This window comes from Saccharopolyspora sp. NPDC047091 (genome assembly GCF_040643635.1).
Taxonomy (GTDB): domain Bacteria; phylum Actinomycetota; class Actinomycetes; order Mycobacteriales; family Pseudonocardiaceae; genus Saccharopolyspora_C.
Window position 1 is genome coordinate 21014 of the sequence record NZ_JBEYUS010000024.1, and the last position, 13467, is coordinate 34480.

Consider the following 13467-nt stretch of genomic DNA (forward strand, 5'->3'; position numbering starts at 1 on the left):
CGGCGCCCGTCCTCGCGCACCGCGCAGGGCGGGCGCCGTCGTCATGTCGGGCCCCGCCCGTCCGTCCGGCCCGTTCGGGTCCAGCCATTCCGGTTCAGCCGCTCCGGTCCAGCAGTGAAGAAGGTTCCCGTGGAAACGTCGAAGCTCGAGGAGTTGCTCGCGGAGCACGCGGAACTGGAGCGGCGCCTGGCCGAACCGGATGTGCACGCCGACCAGGCGACCGCGCGCAAGCTCGGCCGCCGCTACGCGGAGCTGACCCCCGTGGCGAAGGTCGCGAAGGAGTGGGAGCAGGCCCGCTCGGACCTGGTGACGGCCCGCGAGCTGGCCGCGGACGACGAGGGCTTCGCCGCCGAGGCCGAGTCGCTCGCCGAATCCGTGCCGGCGCTGGAGGACAAGCTCACCGAGCTGCTGCTGCCCCGCGACCCGCACGACTCCTCCGACGTGGTGCTGGAGGTCAAGTCCGGGGAGGGCGGCGAGGAGTCGGCGCTGTTCGCCGGGGACCTGCTGCGGATGTACCTGCGCTTCGCCGAGCGGCAGGGCTGGCGGGCCGAGGTGCTCGACGCAACCGAATCCGACCTCGGCGGCTACAAGGACGTGACGGTCGCGGTGAAGGCCAAGGCGGGCGACACCGGGCCGGACGGCGTGTGGGCGAAGCTGAAGTTCGAAGGCGGCGTGCACCGCGTGCAGCGGGTGCCGGTCACCGAATCGCAAGGCCGCGTGCACACCTCCGCGGCCGGGGTGCTGGTGTACCCGGAGACCGAAGAGGTCGAGGTCGAGGTCGACGAGAAGGACCTGCGCATCGACGTGTACCGCTCCTCGGGGCCGGGCGGGCAGAGCGTCAACACCACCGACTCGGCGGTGCGCATCACGCACCTGCCGACGGGCACCGTCGTCTCCTGCCAGAACGAGAAGTCGCAGCTGCAGAACAAGCTGCGCGCCATCCAGGTGCTGCGCGCGCGGCTGCAGGCCCTCGCCGAGGAGGAAGCGCAGAAGGAGGCCGCCGAGACCCGGCGCAGCCAGGTGCGCACCGTGGACCGCTCCGAACGGGTCCGCACCTACAACTTCCCGGAGAACCGCATCTCCGATCACCGGGTCAACTACAAGGCCTACAACCTCGATCACGTGCTGGACGGCGACCTGGCCGGGGTGCTGGAGGCGCTCGTCGCCGCCGACCGCGCCGACCGGCTTGCCGCGAGCTCCTGACCACCCGCGCCGGGGCCCGGTGGATCCGGCCGGCGGGGCGACCCGACCGGGTCGTGTTCGCTGTGACGGGAACGTTCCGCTCCTCGCGGGGTGTCGCCTGAACGAGCTCCCGCGACCCGCGCTCTAAGCTTGCCCCCGTGACTCGACAGCCACTGCGCCTGGCCATCCTCGAAGCGGAACGTCGACTGTCCGCGGCAGGCGTGGCGAGCCCCCGGACGGACGCCGAACTGCTGGCCGCACACCTGCTCGGTGTGGAGCGCACCAAACTGATGATGGTGCCGCTGGTCGACCCGCCGGTGGTGGAGGCGCTGCACGCCCTCGTGCAGCGGCGCGCCGAACGGATCCCGCTGCAGCACCTCGTCGGCAGCGCGCACCTCGGCGGCGTGGAGCTCAGCGTCGGGCCCGGCGTGTTCGTCCCCCGGCCGGAGACCGAACTGCTCCTCGCGTGGGGCCTGTCGCTGCTGGACGGGGTGGAGCGGCCCGTCGTCGTCGACCTGTGCACCGGCACCGGGGCGCTGGCGCTGGCCACCGCGCACGCGCGGCCCGACGCGCAGGTGCACGCGGTCGAACTCGAACCGCACGCGCTGGCGTGGGCGCGGCACAACATGGACCAGCAGGCCGCCGCAGGCGACACCCCGGTGCGGCTCTACTCCGGTGACGTGTGCGATCCGACGCTGCTGATGGAGCTCGAAGGCCTCGTCGACCTGGTGCTGTGCAACCCGCCGTACGTGCCGGAGGGCACGCCGGTGCCGCCGGAGGTGCGCGACCACGACCCGCACGACGCCGTGTTCGGCGGCCGCGACGGGCTCGACGTGGTGCGGCACGTCGTCGGATGCGCCGCGCGGCTGCTGCGGCCCGGCGGCGGCGTCGCGATCGAGCACGACGACACCCACGGCGGTTCGGTGCCCGCGCTGCTCAAGGCGCGGCGGGTGCTGTCCGACGTCGAGGACCACCCCGACCTGGCGGGGCGCCCGCGATTCGCCACCGCGCGGCGGACCGCGCCGGAGCTCTGATTCCCCGGCCGGTGCGCTGCCGGCCGCTTCCCCTCCCCGCGACGAGCGGGCATTCGTGCTGCCCGCACGCCCGCCGCTGCCGGTGATGAAGGGAACCTTCCTGCCACCGGTGACCGGAAGGTTCCCTTCATCGCACCGGGTGCGGGCGTGAAGAAGCCCGGCCAGGGCGTGCCTGGCCGGGCTGGGAGAGCACCTGCGGGATCGGGCCTCGGGGGCTCAGCGGTGCTGGCGGGGTGCCTGTTCGGCGGGCGCGGGCTTCGGCCCGCCCTGCTCCGGGCCCTGGCGCTGCTGGTCGGCGGCGCCGGGGATCGGCAGCTGGATCCGCCGGGTCGGCGGGTCGTGCGGGTTGCGCTGCTGCTGCCCGGGGTTGCCGCCACCGGGGAGGTGCTGCCGCTGGATCTTCTCGGTCGGCCCTTCGCCACCGCCCCGCTGCTGCCGGGGCTGCTGGGGTTGCTGCGCCGGCCGCTGCCCGTTCGGCCCGCCGGGCTGCGGCTGCGGCTGCGGGGCCGGTTCGTGCGAGCGGTCTTCGGCGACTTCGGCTTCGGCGGACTTGCGCGCCTGCTCGCGGGCTTCCGCGGCGGCCTCCCGCAGCGCGGCCTCCTCCTCGTCCTCCTGGTCGAGGCGGGCGAGCAGCGGCGTGGTCTGGCCGAGCAGTTCGGCGGCGTCCCGCAGCTTGCTCGCGACGGTGTCGCGCAGCTCGGTGAGCGAGTGCACCTGCTGGTCGGCCTTGGTGAGCCTGCGCTGGCACTCCTCGGAGGTGGCGCCGAGCCTGCGCTCGGCGTCGAGCCGCGCCTCGCGGATGAGGCGTTCGCGCTCCCGGGTGCCCTCCTCGACGAGGCGGGTCGCTTCGTCGGTGGTCTCCCGGACCATCCGCTCGGACTTCGCGGTGGCCTCGGTGACGAGCCGCTCGGCTTCCCGGGTGCTGTCGAGCTCGCGCTTCTCGGCGGCGGCGATGCTCTCCTGCTCGCGCTGCTGGGCGGCGGCGATGCTGTCCTGCTCGCGCTGCTGGGCGGCGGCGACGCTGTCCTTCTCGCGCTTCTCCGCGGCCTCGGTGCTCTCGCGTTCGAGGAGCTGGGCGGCCTCGGTGCTCTCCCGCTGCAGCTTCTCGGCGGCCTGCTGGGACTCGGTGGTGAGCCTGGTGGCCTCGTCGGTGGCCTCGCGGACCCGGCGGTGCGCCTCGTTGGTGCCTTCCCGCAGCCTGCGGTTGGCCTCTTCGGTGGCTTCGCGGACGCGGCGCTGGGCGTCGGCCTTGCTGGTCGTCTCCTGCTCGGTGAGCAGCTTCATGGACTCGGTGCGCCGCGCGGCCATCGCGATCTCGAAGTCCTCTTCGACCTGCACGCGGCGGGCCTCGGACTCCTCGTCGGCGCGCTTGCGGTTCGCCTCCGCTTCGGTGGTGATCCGCTCGGCTTCGGCCTGCGCCTTCTCCAGCGTCGACCGGTGCTCCTGCTCCATCTCGGTGCGCCGGGTGTCGACCTCGGCGATGAGCTTCTCGTAGCGGGTGCGCAGCGCGCCCGCTTCGGCCTCGGAGCGGGACCGGGTCTCGGCGGCGTCCTTCTCGGCGCGGCCGCGGATGTCGTTGGCCTCGTCCTGCGCGAGGCGCAGCATCCGCTGCAGGCGTTCGCTGAGCCCCTCCAGCGTCGTCGGCGGCTTCGACAGCCGCTCCACCTGACCGCGCAGGTTCTCGATCTCCGAACGCGACGACTCGAGCTGCTTCGACAGGTCGCGCGCCTGCGACACGGCCGCATCGCGGTCGGAGGTGATGATGCGCAGATCCGCGTCGACCCGTTCGAGATGCTCGTCGACCTGGGCGCGGTCGTATCCGTTCTTGCGAACGAGGTCGAAGCCCGATCCCAGCGGGAGAAGATCACGATCGTCGGCGAGGCCCATGGTTCAACGCTACCTGGAAGACAACCGCGTTGTGGGAGGTGTGGGCGGGATGACCGGAGAATCGCGCCCCGGAACCACCGGACCGGGGCGGACCGCGCGCCTTCGGGCCGGAAGTCCCTTGTTCGGCCGGCCGGTCAACGCGAACGGTGGGGTGCGTCGGCAGCGGCTGCTGGAGGTGATCGACATGGCCACCAGGGCGAACGAACCCTCGAAGGTGCGGCCGTGGACGCGGTGGCAGGACTGGGCCGCGCTGGTGCTCGGGTTGTACGCGGTGCTCGCGACGATGTGGACGCGGACCAGCGGCGGAGCGCTGTCGGCGATGGTCGTGCTGGGCGGGCTGCTGGTGATCGCCGCGGTGTGGTCGCTGGCGCTGCCCCGCTCGATGACCAGTGAGTACGCCCACATGCTGCTGGGCGTGCTGCTGTTCATCGCGCCGTGGGTGCTGGGGTATTCGGCGTTGACCGGGGCGGCGTGGACCTCGTGGGTCGTCGGGGTGCTGGCCGTCCTCGTCGGTGCCGCGGCGCTGCCGGAGGCGACCGTGGCGCACGGCAGGGGCGTGGCCGGGCAGCACTGAGCCCGCTCAGCACCGGGCAGCTCAGCACTGAGCGGCAGGCTGAGCAGGACCCAGCCGGGACTGGAGCCGGTCCGGGCAGCACCGTCGCCCGGCACCGGGTCGCCCAGCACTGAGCGGCAGGCCGGGCAGGACCGGCCGGGACCGAGCCGGACAGCGCCGGACAGCGCCGGTCCGGGCGGGCCGAGGGCAGCACCGAGCCGGACGGGCCGGGCCGGACGGGCCGGGCCGGACGGGCCGGGCGAGCACCGAGCCGGGCCGCGCGGATTCCGCGATGCCGCCCGGCGGCCGGGTTCGGCGGGGGAGGGCGCCGATGGGACGAGTTCCGGGCCGAGCGCCCGCGGTCCCCGCGCGGGAGCGGATCCTGTCGGCGGCGGGGGAGCTGTTCGCCGAATCGGGGTTCGCCGCCACCCCCACCTCGCGGATCGCCGCGCGGGCGGACGTGCCCAAGGGGCTGATCCACTACTACTTCCGCCGCAAACCGGACCTGCTGGTCGCGCTGGTGGACCGGCTGCCCGCGGAGCGGGTGGACCTCGCGCGGATCGTGGTGCCGGGCGATGTGGCGGCCACGCTGCGCGGCCTCGTCGCCGAGCTGGACCGGGGGTTCGAGTCGGCGCTGCCGCTGCACCACCTGCTGTGGCGGGAGGCCGACACGCACAGCGCGGTGCGGCGTGCGCTGCGCGAGCGGTTCCGGGCCGTCGTGGAACAGGTCCACGAGGTCGTCGCCGCCGCGGTGCCCGGTCCGGCGGGGGCCGACGTGGACACCGCGGCGGTCCTGCTGGCCAGGATCGTCGACCACCGGCACGCGGTGGCCGGGCGGGCCGAGCGCGACGACTCCGCCGACCGCGAGATCGACTTCATCGCCCGCGGGCTCGACCCGCGCTGACGGTCAGGTCGCCGGTTCGACGAGCTCCACCAGCACTCCGCCCGCGTCCTTCGGGTGCACGAAGTTGATGCGGCTGCCCGCGGTGCCCCGGCGCGGCGCGTCGTAGAGCAGCCGCAGGCCCTTGTCCCGCAGCGCCGCGCTCGCCGCCTCCACGTCGGTGACCCGGTAGGCGAGCTGCTGCAGGCCCGGGCCGTTGCGGTCCAGGAACTTCGCGATCGCCGAGTCCGCGCGCAGCGGCGCGATCACCTGCAGCTGGGTGGCGCCCGCGGCGTCGCCGGGCGCGCGCAGCATCGCCTCCCGCACCCCCTGCTCCTCGTTGACCTCGGTGTGCGCGACCTCCAGGCCGAACGTGGCGCGCTGGAACTCGATCGCGGCGTCGAGATCGGTGACCGCGATGCCGACGTGGTCGACGGCGGTGACCAACCCGCTCAGTTCGCTCTGCATGGCCGGGAGCCTAACGCGGCGCCTGCGCTGCGCGGGGGTGCGAGATGTGGCAGGAAAGGCCTCGGCCCGGGTGGCGCCGCGGTGCGCGCCGGGAGTCACGTGCCGTCGACGTGGAGGGTGGGACATGGTCTCCGGAAGACGAACCCGGCCGGTCGCGGTGGCCGCCGCGGTGCTCGCGATCGGCCTCCCGGCGATCTCCGCCGGCGAACCCGACGCGATCCGGCTCAAGCACGAACGCGCCTGGGTCGACTCGGGGCCGCTGGAATTCGGGGCCGAACCGCACGCGGCGGTGCGCGCCGCGGCCGCCGACGCCGCGGCCGGTGCGGACTGCGCGGTGGACGTGGACACCGCCGCCCGCCTGGTCCTCGCACCGACCTGGCCGGAGGTCGCGGCCTCCGGCAGCGCGCCGGCGCCCATGACGCTCTCCCGGTACGACGACGGGACCGCGCTCGCCGACCCCGGGCGGCGCTCCCCGGGGATCTTCTTCAGCCCCGGCGTCGGTGCCTGGCAGCTCGACTCCGCCGGGCTCGGCGCCACCGCGACCGCGGCGGCCGCCATCGACACCGGCGCGGCCGCGCGCACCGTCGCGCCGCACGTGGTGGGGAGGTACTGCGCCGAGCTGGGCGACGGCTCGTCCCCGGCCGCGGCGCGCGCCGCCGCCTGGAGCTCCTGGTACGCCTGCGACGAAGGCGCCTGCGAGGACGTGTACCAGCGGCTCCTCGACGAGGGCGTCGTCGAGGACGGCACCGTCGGCAGGCACGGCGGGGCCGACCCGCGGCGGTGCCACTACGCGGGCGCCACCCACGACTGCGCCTACGTCGACCCCGCCGCGGCGCAGGGCGACGAGGCGTGGCGGGTCCCCGGCTACGGGCCCGCACCGGTGCCGGACCCGTTCTACGTGCTCGCCCTCGGTGGCGAGGAAGTGCGCTACTGGCTGGCCGTCGACACCGGGGCGGGCACCGACGTGGTCGCGTCCCGCGAGCTCGGCGCCGACGCCAGGGAGTCGCTGCGGTGGTCGGCGGGGGCGGGGTTGTGCGACCGCACCGCGCACCGCGGCCGCTGTTGACCGGGTGCGAGGAAGGGAACCTTTCTGTCACCGGTGACCGGAAGGTTCCCTTCATCGCAGCACCGGCCCCGGCGCGGGATGTGATCGGAAGGTTCCCTTCCTCGCACCGATCCGGGGCGGGGCGTGATCCGAAGGTTTCCTTCCTCGCACCGACCGGAGGCGGGATGTGACCGGAAGGTTCCCTTCCTGCCGGTGGTGGTCCTGTGCGAGAGTGCCCCGGGTGGCACTGCGTGCCACGTCGGGTCGTGGGCCGGTGCCCGCGCCGAGCGCATGATGGATGGAGCGCGCCCGAGCGGTGCGCGGCGGAAGTCGAACGAGAGGGCCGGGAGGCCACTGTGAGCACATCTGTGATCGTTGCCGGGGCGCGCACCCCGATGGGGCGCCTGCTCGGCTCGCTGAAGGACTTCTCGGGCGCGCAGCTCGGCGGCGTGGCCATCAAGGCCGCCCTCGAACGCGCCGGAGTCGCCCCGGAGCAGGTGCAGTACACGATCATGGGGCAGGTGCTCACCGCGGGCGCGGGCCAGATCCCCGCCCGGCAGGCCGCCGTGCACGCCGGGATCCCGATGGACGTGCCCGCCCTCACCATCAACAAGGTCTGCCTGTCCGGCCTCGACGCCATCGCCCTCGCCGACCAGCTCATCCGCGCCGGCGAGTTCGACGTGGTCGTCGCGGGCGGCCAGGAATCCATGACGCAGGCCCCGCACCTGCTGGCCGGTTCCCGCGAAGGCACCAAGTTCGGCGACGCCCAGCTCGTCGACCACATGGCGTTCGACGGCCTGACCTGCGCGTTCGACGAGATCGCGATGGGCGCGTCCACCGAGGCGCACAACGCCCGGCACGGCCTCACCCGGCCCGAGCAGGACGAGTTCGCCGCCCGCTCGCACCAGCGCGCCGGGGCGGCGGCCGACCGCGGCGTGTTCGCCGACGAGATCACCCCCGTCGAAGTACCGCGGCGCAAGGGCGACCCGGTCGTCGTCGACGCCGACGAAGGCATCCGGCCCGACACCACCGCCGAATCCCTCGGCAAGCTCCGCCCCGCGTTCGCCCCGGACGGCACCATCACCCCCGGCTCGGCCTCGCAGATCTCCGACGGCGCCGCCGCCGTCGTCGTCATGAGCAAGGACAAGGCGGAGGAGCTCGGCCTCACCTGGCTCGCCGAGATCGGTGCGCACGGCGTCGTCGCCGGACCCGACGCCAGCCTGCACGAACAGCCCTCGAACGCGATCAAGGCCGCCTGTGCCAAGGGCGGTGTGGACGTCGCCGACCTCGACCTGGTGGAGATCAACGAGGCGTTCGCCGCCGTCGGCATCGTCTCCACCCGCGCGCTCGGGCTGTCCCCGGACGTCGTCAACGTCAACGGCGGCGCCATCGCCCTCGGCCACCCGCTCGGCATGTCCGGCGCCCGCATCGCGCTGCACCTGGCGCTGGAGCTGCGGCGCCGCGGCGGCGGCACCGGAGCGGCCGCGCTCTGCGGCGGCGGCGGGCAGGGCGATGCGCTGATCCTCAAGGTCCCCGGCAGCTGAACCCCGGTCGGCGGGCGGCGTCGGGGTACCCGGAAATCACCCCGATGCCGCCCCTGATTCGCGCCACCGACCGTGATCACGTTCCGTGTTCGCCGCTACCCTGGCGAGCATGAAGTGGCTTCCAGGTGGATGGCAACGCGCAGACCGGGCCGGACGGGAATGGGCGACGGTACCCGGCCGCGTCACCCGCAGGGATGACGCCACGGCGCGGCTCGGAGCGGAGCGCGGCGGGCCCGCGACCCGCGTCTACGGCAACCGGGAACAGCCGCCCGAACCGCCCGCACCCGTCGGCCTCGGCCCCGAAGCGCACGACGTCGACGTGTCCGCGAGCAGCTTCCGGCTGCTGCTGATCGGCGGCGGTGTCAGCGGGCTCGGCACCGTGCTGTGCGCCGCCACCCTCGCCAACAACGGCAGCACCGTCGGCATGTGGGTGTGGCAGCTCGTGTTCGGCATCGTGTTCCTCGGCTTCCTGATCTCCTCCCGGGGCATGCTCAGCAGCCGCGGCTTCCTGCTCGACCGCAGCGGCTTCTACGCGCGCACCCTCGGCGAGGTGTACGGGGTGTCGTGGAACGAGATCTCCGCCATCGGCATCGGCAGCCTCCCCTGGATCGAGCAGAAGCGGCCCATGCACCCGGAGCGGCGCGTCGCGCTCGAGTTCTACCCGGCCGACCGCGGATTCGCGGCCAGGCATCCCGAACTCGACCGCTGGCGCGTGGAAGAACAGCCCTCGCTGCCCGAAACGCCGTCGGTGCGGTACCGGTTCCACCTGCCGCCGTTCACCCGGCTCCCGCGCGCCCTCGAACGCGCCGTGCAGACCGTGGCGCCGCGGAAGTGGGTCGGGCACTACCGCAGGCACCTCCCGCCGCTGCACCTCCCGGACTCGACGAAGTTGTGAGGTCGTTCCGGGTTCGCGCTGCTTCGCGGGGCGGGCGGCGGAGTCCCGGTGGCCTCCTCGCTGCGGGATGGTTCGCGCAGGTTCCGCCACCGGCGACGTCGCAGGCCTCGCGAGCAGGCCGCTGAGCATCCGGGGCGGTGCCGCTCGGTGGCTCCGCCGCCGACGAGCGCCCGCGGGTGCTTCACCAGCCGAGGCTGTGCAGGGGATCGGCCGGAGCGAGGGACGGGTCGTCCTCGCGGAAGGTGCGGGCTCGGCCGCGGCCCGTCGCGGCCGTTTCGAAGCGGACCGTGACCCGGCCCAGCCCGGCGCCCTGCACCCAGCCGTGCCCGCCGTCCGGGTGGAACACGTCGTCGCCCGCCCGCCACGACTGGTGCGCCACCACCGGCGCAGGCTCCGCCACCGGATCCGCCGGCTCGGCGTCCGGCACCACCTCCGGCTCGCGCGACGGGCTGTCGAACAACGCTTCCTGCTCCGAGGTCGCCAACCCCGAGAACGACACCCCCACCAGCCGGATCGGAGTGCCCGGCGGCACCGCCACCCCGATCAACCGCCGCGCCGCCGCGCCCAGCGGGCCCAGGTCGGACGTGGCCGTCGCGAACGTCTCCGCCCGGCTGATCGTCGTGAAGTCCGCGTCCCGCACCTTCACCGTCACCGTGCGCGCCGCGCGGCCCGAGGACACCAGCCTGCGGTGCGCGTGCTCCGCCATCCCGTCCACCTCGAACGCCAGCCGCACCGGCTCGGTGATGTCCACGTCGAAGGTCGTCTCCGCGCTGACCTGCTTGGCCTCCGCGCGCTCCGCCACCGGGTGATCGTCGATGCCGTGCGCCAGCCGGTGCAGCTCCGCGCCGTGCGCCTGCCCGAGCAGCGCCGTCGCATCGCCCAAGCGCAACGCGGCCAGCTCACCCACGCTGTACACCCCGATGCGGTGCAGCTTCGACTCGGTGACCGGGCCCACGCCCCACAACTTCCGCACCGGCAACCCCGTCAGCAGCTCCAGCTCCTGCCCCGGCGGCACCACCAGCGCCCCGTCCGGCTTCGCCAAGCCCGAGGCGATCTTCGCCAGCTGCTTGCCGGAACCCGCGCCGACCGATGCGGGCACCCCCACCTCGCGGTGCACCCGCTCCCGCAGCAGCGCCGCGAACCGCTCCACCTCCGCCGTCGAGGCGTCCGCCAGCTCCACCGGTTCCAGGAACGCCTCGTCGATCGACACCTGGCCGACCACGTCCGACACCTCGCGGACGATCTCGAAAACCCGGCGGCTCACCGCCTGGTACACGGCTCCTCGCGGTGGCAGCACCACCGCCACCGGGCAGCGGCGGCGCGCCTCCGCCATCGGCATCGCCGAGCGGGCCCCGTACGCGCGGGCCTGGTAGCTCGCTCCCGCGACCGTGCCCCGCGGACCCAGCCCGCCCACCAGCACCGCCCGGTCGCCGACCGTGGGACGGGTGAGCTGCTCGACCGACGCGAAGAACGCGTCCATGTCCACGTGCAGCACCCATCTGCGCATGTGCACATTCAACGAGATTCCACCGACAAACGGCACGCGCCCCGGCCGTGCGCGGGGGAACTGGTCCGCCACCGATGACCGGAAGGTTCCCTTCCTCCGCCGGCCGCGGCCGGATCAGTCCTCGGTCGGGTCCTGCTCCGGCGCCTCCTCGGTGCCGGTGTCCCGCTTCGGCGGCGCCAAGAAGACGACCCCGCGGTCCAGATCCAGCGGACCACCCGGATCGTGCTCACGTCCGGGCGCGCCCTGATCGCCCTCGTGCCGGAGCTTGCGCCCCGGGAACAGTTCTCCGTAGGAAGCCATGACCCCAGCGTAGGACGGCCGCCAGAGCCGCGGCACCGATCCGCCGCGGGCCGGTGCGAGGAAGGGAACCTTTCTGCCACCGGTGGGGTGAAGGGAACCTTCCTGTCACGCGGGAGGCGTGCGGTGCCGCGGGACGAGGAAGGGAACCTTCCGGTCATCGGAGGCCGTGCACGCGAAACCGGCCGCCACCGGGGATCGGTGACGGCCGGTTTCGCGGCGGAGCTCAGAACAGCGCGCTGGCCAGCGCTCGCCTTCCCTGGGTGACCCGCGGGTCGCCGTCGGGGAACAGCTCGAACATGTCGATGAGGTGCTGGCGGACCCGGTTGCGCTCGTCGCCGGCGGTGCGCTTGACGGTGCGCACGAGCCGGTCGAACGCTGCTTCCACCTGCTGTCCGGCGAGTTCGGCGTCGGCGGCGGCGAGCTGGGCGTCGACGTCGTCGGGTGCGGCGTCGGCGCGCTCGATGGCGGCCGGGTCGGCGTTCTCGGCGCGGGCGGCGAACCGGACCTGGGCGAGTGCGGCCTTGGCCTGCTCGTTGCCGGGTTCGGCGTCGAGGATCTGCTGGTAGGCGGCTTCGGCGGCGGCGAAGTCCCCGTTCTCGAGCGCGTCCTCGGCTGCGGTGAACCGGGGGTCTTCGGGTTCTTCCTGCTCGTCGGCGTCGCCCGCGCCCTGCTCGGCGGCTTGGATGCCGGGGAGCTGGTCGCGCAGCGCGTCGAGCAGCTGGGTGATCCACTGCCGGATCTGCGGTTCGGGCTGGGCGCCCGCGAAGGCCTCGACGGGCTGGCCGCCGGCGATCGCGATCACGGTGGGGATGGACTGCACCTGGAACAGCTGCGCGATCCGCGGGTTGGCGTCCACGTCGACCTTCGCCAGGACCCAGCTGCCGCCGCCTTCGTTCGCGAGGCGTTCGAGCACGGGGGACAGCTGCTTGCAGGGGCCGCACCACTCGGCCCACAGGTCGACGACGACGGGGACCTGCATGGAGCGGTCCACGACCTCGGCCTGGAAGGTCGATTCGGTGACGTCGATGACCGTCGGCCCGGTGGGCGAGGTGTTCTCGGCGGGACCGCCCGCGGCGGGCTGCCGGGAGGCGTTGTCCGCTCTCGTCTTCAGCGCGGACAGGTCGACTGCGCCCGCCATCGCGGCGGGCATGGCTGCGTTCTGGCGTGGATCGGGCCTCGTCACCTCTCCATCCTGACACGCGGCGACTGGCGCGCGGTGCGTGGGCAAGGGTTCTTCGGAGGGGCGGGGAGCAGCGGTGCACCGCCCATCACGGTCCGCCAGCCATAGCTGAGAGATCGACCTGAACGAGTGTTGATGACCACTCGAAAGACTGAGGTTACGTGGAACCCCCTCATGTTTTCCCGGGCCCGTCGCCGAAGGAGCCACTGTGCCTGGTCGAGATCCCGTCTCGTCCGGCGCGAGGGGAGCCCCGGGAAAGAGCCGGGACCGAGCTCCCTGCCCGAAGTTCTAGGAGAGGTTTCAGAACGTGCGTATTGCAACCCGCGTCGCCGGCGCTGCCGGCATCGCAGCCCTCGGCATGGTGTCCCTCGGCTCGACCGCTTTCGCGGACACCGCCGGCAACGAAGGCGTGAACCTGGTCGACGACAACAACGTCAGCGCCGTGCCGGTGCAGGCCTGCGGCAACAACGTCGGTGCCGCCATCGGCGTCGTGGTGCCGGTCCTGTCGCCGCAGACCAGCGACTGCACCAACGCGCCGGTCGTCGACCACCCCTCCATCAAGGGCTGATCGACCCAGTGCGAACCGGGCCGGCCGGGGAGTCCGCGAGGGCTCCCCGGCCGGCCTCGCTCATTCCCCGGACGACAGGTGCTCTTCGACCCGCCGCACCTTCTCCTGCAGCTGCCCGGTGTGGCCGGGCCGGATGTCGGCCTTGAGCACCAGGCTGGTGCGCGGCGACCGCGACGACACCGCTTCCGTCGCCCGCTTCACCACGTCCATCACCTCGTCCCAGTCGCCTTCGACCGTGGTGAACATCGAGGTCGTCTCGTGCGGCAGGCCCGATTCGCGCACCACCCGCACCGCTGCCGCGACCGCCTCGCTCACGCCGCCGTCCTCGCCGGAACCGGACGGGGCCACGCTGAACGCCACCAGCATTCGCTGTTCCTCCTGCACTGTTCGGGCACCTTTCGCACGATCATGCGCGATCCGGCCG

General features: G+C 73.6%; 14 protein-coding genes. 8 read left to right on the forward strand and 6 right to left on the reverse strand.

Translation table 11 applies throughout. From position 1 onward, the window contains the following. The first annotated feature begins 129 nt into the window (after positions 1-129). Positions 130-1203, forward strand: coding sequence for a peptide chain release factor 1 (gene prfA / locus ABZ805_RS13160; protein WP_358438742.1), 1074 nt, complete (start codon positions 130-132; stop codon positions 1201-1203). Positions 1204-1340: 137 nt separating this feature from the next. After that, positions 1341-2216 (forward strand): peptide chain release factor N(5)-glutamine methyltransferase, encoded by an 876-nt coding sequence (gene prmC, locus ABZ805_RS13165; protein ID WP_358438745.1) that lies wholly within the window; start codon positions 1341-1343, stop codon positions 2214-2216. A 216-nt stretch (positions 2217-2432) separates the two neighbouring features. Here the strand turns inward: prmC and ABZ805_RS13170 are convergent, their stop codons facing one another. Continuing rightward, positions 2433-4103, reverse strand: coding sequence for a M protein (locus tag ABZ805_RS13170; protein WP_358438747.1), 1671 nt, complete (start codon positions 4101-4103; stop codon positions 2433-2435). A gap of 184 nt (positions 4104-4287) precedes the next feature. Between ABZ805_RS13170 and ABZ805_RS13175 the strand changes: the two genes are divergently transcribed. Together ABZ805_RS13175 and ABZ805_RS13180 are read left to right on the forward strand one after the other, a co-directional pair. After that, on the forward strand, positions 4288-4677 hold the full coding sequence (locus ABZ805_RS13175) for an SPW repeat protein (protein WP_358438750.1): 390 nt from the start codon (positions 4288-4290) through the stop codon (positions 4675-4677). A gap of 310 nt (positions 4678-4987) precedes the next feature. After that, positions 4988-5560, forward strand: a complete 573-nt coding sequence (locus ABZ805_RS13180; protein WP_358438753.1) for a TetR/AcrR family transcriptional regulator — start codon at positions 4988-4990, stop codon at positions 5558-5560. A gap of 3 nt (positions 5561-5563) precedes the next feature. Here the strand turns inward: ABZ805_RS13180 and mce are convergent, their stop codons facing one another. Further along, on the reverse strand, positions 5564-6004 hold the full coding sequence (gene mce / locus ABZ805_RS13185) for a methylmalonyl-CoA epimerase (protein WP_358438755.1): 441 nt from the start codon (positions 6002-6004) through the stop codon (positions 5564-5566). Between the two features lie 124 nt (positions 6005-6128). Between mce and ABZ805_RS13190 the strand changes: the two genes are divergently transcribed. The 3 genes from ABZ805_RS13190 to ABZ805_RS13200 all read left to right on the forward strand — a co-directional run bounded on the left by ABZ805_RS13190 (position 6129) and on the right by ABZ805_RS13200 (position 9488). Next, entirely contained in the window at positions 6129-7070 is a 942-nt protein-coding gene (locus ABZ805_RS13190; RefSeq protein WP_358438758.1) for a hypothetical protein, read from the forward strand. Positions 7071-7405: 335 nt separating this feature from the next. Further along, entirely contained in the window at positions 7406-8593 is a 1188-nt protein-coding gene (locus ABZ805_RS13195; protein ID WP_358438761.1) for an acetyl-CoA C-acetyltransferase, read from the forward strand. Between the two features lie 109 nt (positions 8594-8702). Continuing rightward, complete coding sequence (locus tag ABZ805_RS13200) at positions 8703-9488, forward strand: hypothetical protein (protein WP_358438764.1); 786 nt, start codon at positions 8703-8705, stop codon at positions 9486-9488. Between the two features lie 181 nt (positions 9489-9669). Here ABZ805_RS13200 and ABZ805_RS13205 read toward each other — a convergent pair whose 3' ends face one another. From ABZ805_RS13205 to trxA, 3 genes are all read right to left on the reverse strand, one after another. Beyond that, positions 9670-10995, reverse strand: a complete 1326-nt coding sequence (locus ABZ805_RS13205; protein WP_358438767.1) for a DNA polymerase IV — start codon at positions 10993-10995, stop codon at positions 9670-9672. A gap of 114 nt (positions 10996-11109) precedes the next feature. Continuing rightward, complete coding sequence (locus tag ABZ805_RS13210) at positions 11110-11295, reverse strand: hypothetical protein (RefSeq protein WP_358438770.1); 186 nt, start codon at positions 11293-11295, stop codon at positions 11110-11112. A gap of 223 nt (positions 11296-11518) precedes the next feature. Continuing rightward, a complete protein-coding gene (gene trxA / locus ABZ805_RS13215; protein WP_358438773.1) occupies positions 11519-12445 on the reverse strand; it encodes a thioredoxin in 927 nt (308 codons plus the stop codon). Positions 12446-12782: 337 nt separating this feature from the next. Between trxA and ABZ805_RS13220 the strand changes: the two genes are divergently transcribed. Then, the gene (locus tag ABZ805_RS13220) at positions 12783-13043 is read left to right on the forward strand and encodes a hypothetical protein (RefSeq protein WP_358438776.1); all 261 of its coding nucleotides are present in this window, start codon (positions 12783-12785) and stop codon (positions 13041-13043) included. A gap of 60 nt (positions 13044-13103) precedes the next feature. Here ABZ805_RS13220 and ABZ805_RS13225 read toward each other — a convergent pair whose 3' ends face one another. Continuing rightward, on the reverse strand, positions 13104-13409 hold the full coding sequence (locus ABZ805_RS13225; protein WP_358438882.1) for an MTH1187 family thiamine-binding protein: 306 nt from the start codon (positions 13407-13409) through the stop codon (positions 13104-13106). Positions 13410-13467: the final 58 nt, after the last annotated feature.

What these genes read in the sequence shown, in the direction of transcription:
- ABZ805_RS13170 (WP_358438747.1), bottom strand. Translation starts at nt 4,103, where the DNA reads ATGGGCCTCGCCGACGATCGTGATCTTCTCCCGCTGGGATCGGGCTTC.
- ABZ805_RS13175 (WP_358438750.1), top strand. Translation starts at nt 4,288, where the DNA reads ATGGCCACCAGGGCGAACGAACCCTCGAAGGTGCGGCCGTGGACGCGG.
- ABZ805_RS13180 (WP_358438753.1), top strand. Translation starts at nt 4,988, where the DNA reads ATGGGACGAGTTCCGGGCCGAGCGCCCGCGGTCCCCGCGCGGGAGCGG.
- mce (WP_358438755.1), bottom strand. Translation starts at nt 6,004, where the DNA reads ATGCAGAGCGAACTGAGCGGGTTGGTCACCGCCGTCGACCACGTCGGC.
- ABZ805_RS13190 (WP_358438758.1), top strand. Translation starts at nt 6,129, where the DNA reads ATGGTCTCCGGAAGACGAACCCGGCCGGTCGCGGTGGCCGCCGCGGTG.
- ABZ805_RS13200 (WP_358438764.1), top strand. Translation starts at nt 8,703, where the DNA reads ATGAAGTGGCTTCCAGGTGGATGGCAACGCGCAGACCGGGCCGGACGG.
- ABZ805_RS13205 (WP_358438767.1), bottom strand. Translation starts at nt 10,995, where the DNA reads ATGCGCAGATGGGTGCTGCACGTGGACATGGACGCGTTCTTCGCGTCG.
- ABZ805_RS13210 (WP_358438770.1), bottom strand. Translation starts at nt 11,295, where the DNA reads ATGGCTTCCTACGGAGAACTGTTCCCGGGGCGCAAGCTCCGGCACGAG.
- trxA (WP_358438773.1), bottom strand. Translation starts at nt 12,445, where the DNA reads ATGCCCGCCGCGATGGCGGGCGCAGTCGACCTGTCCGCGCTGAAGACG.
- ABZ805_RS13225 (WP_358438882.1), bottom strand. Translation starts at nt 13,409, where the DNA reads ATGCTGGTGGCGTTCAGCGTGGCCCCGTCCGGTTCCGGCGAGGACGGC.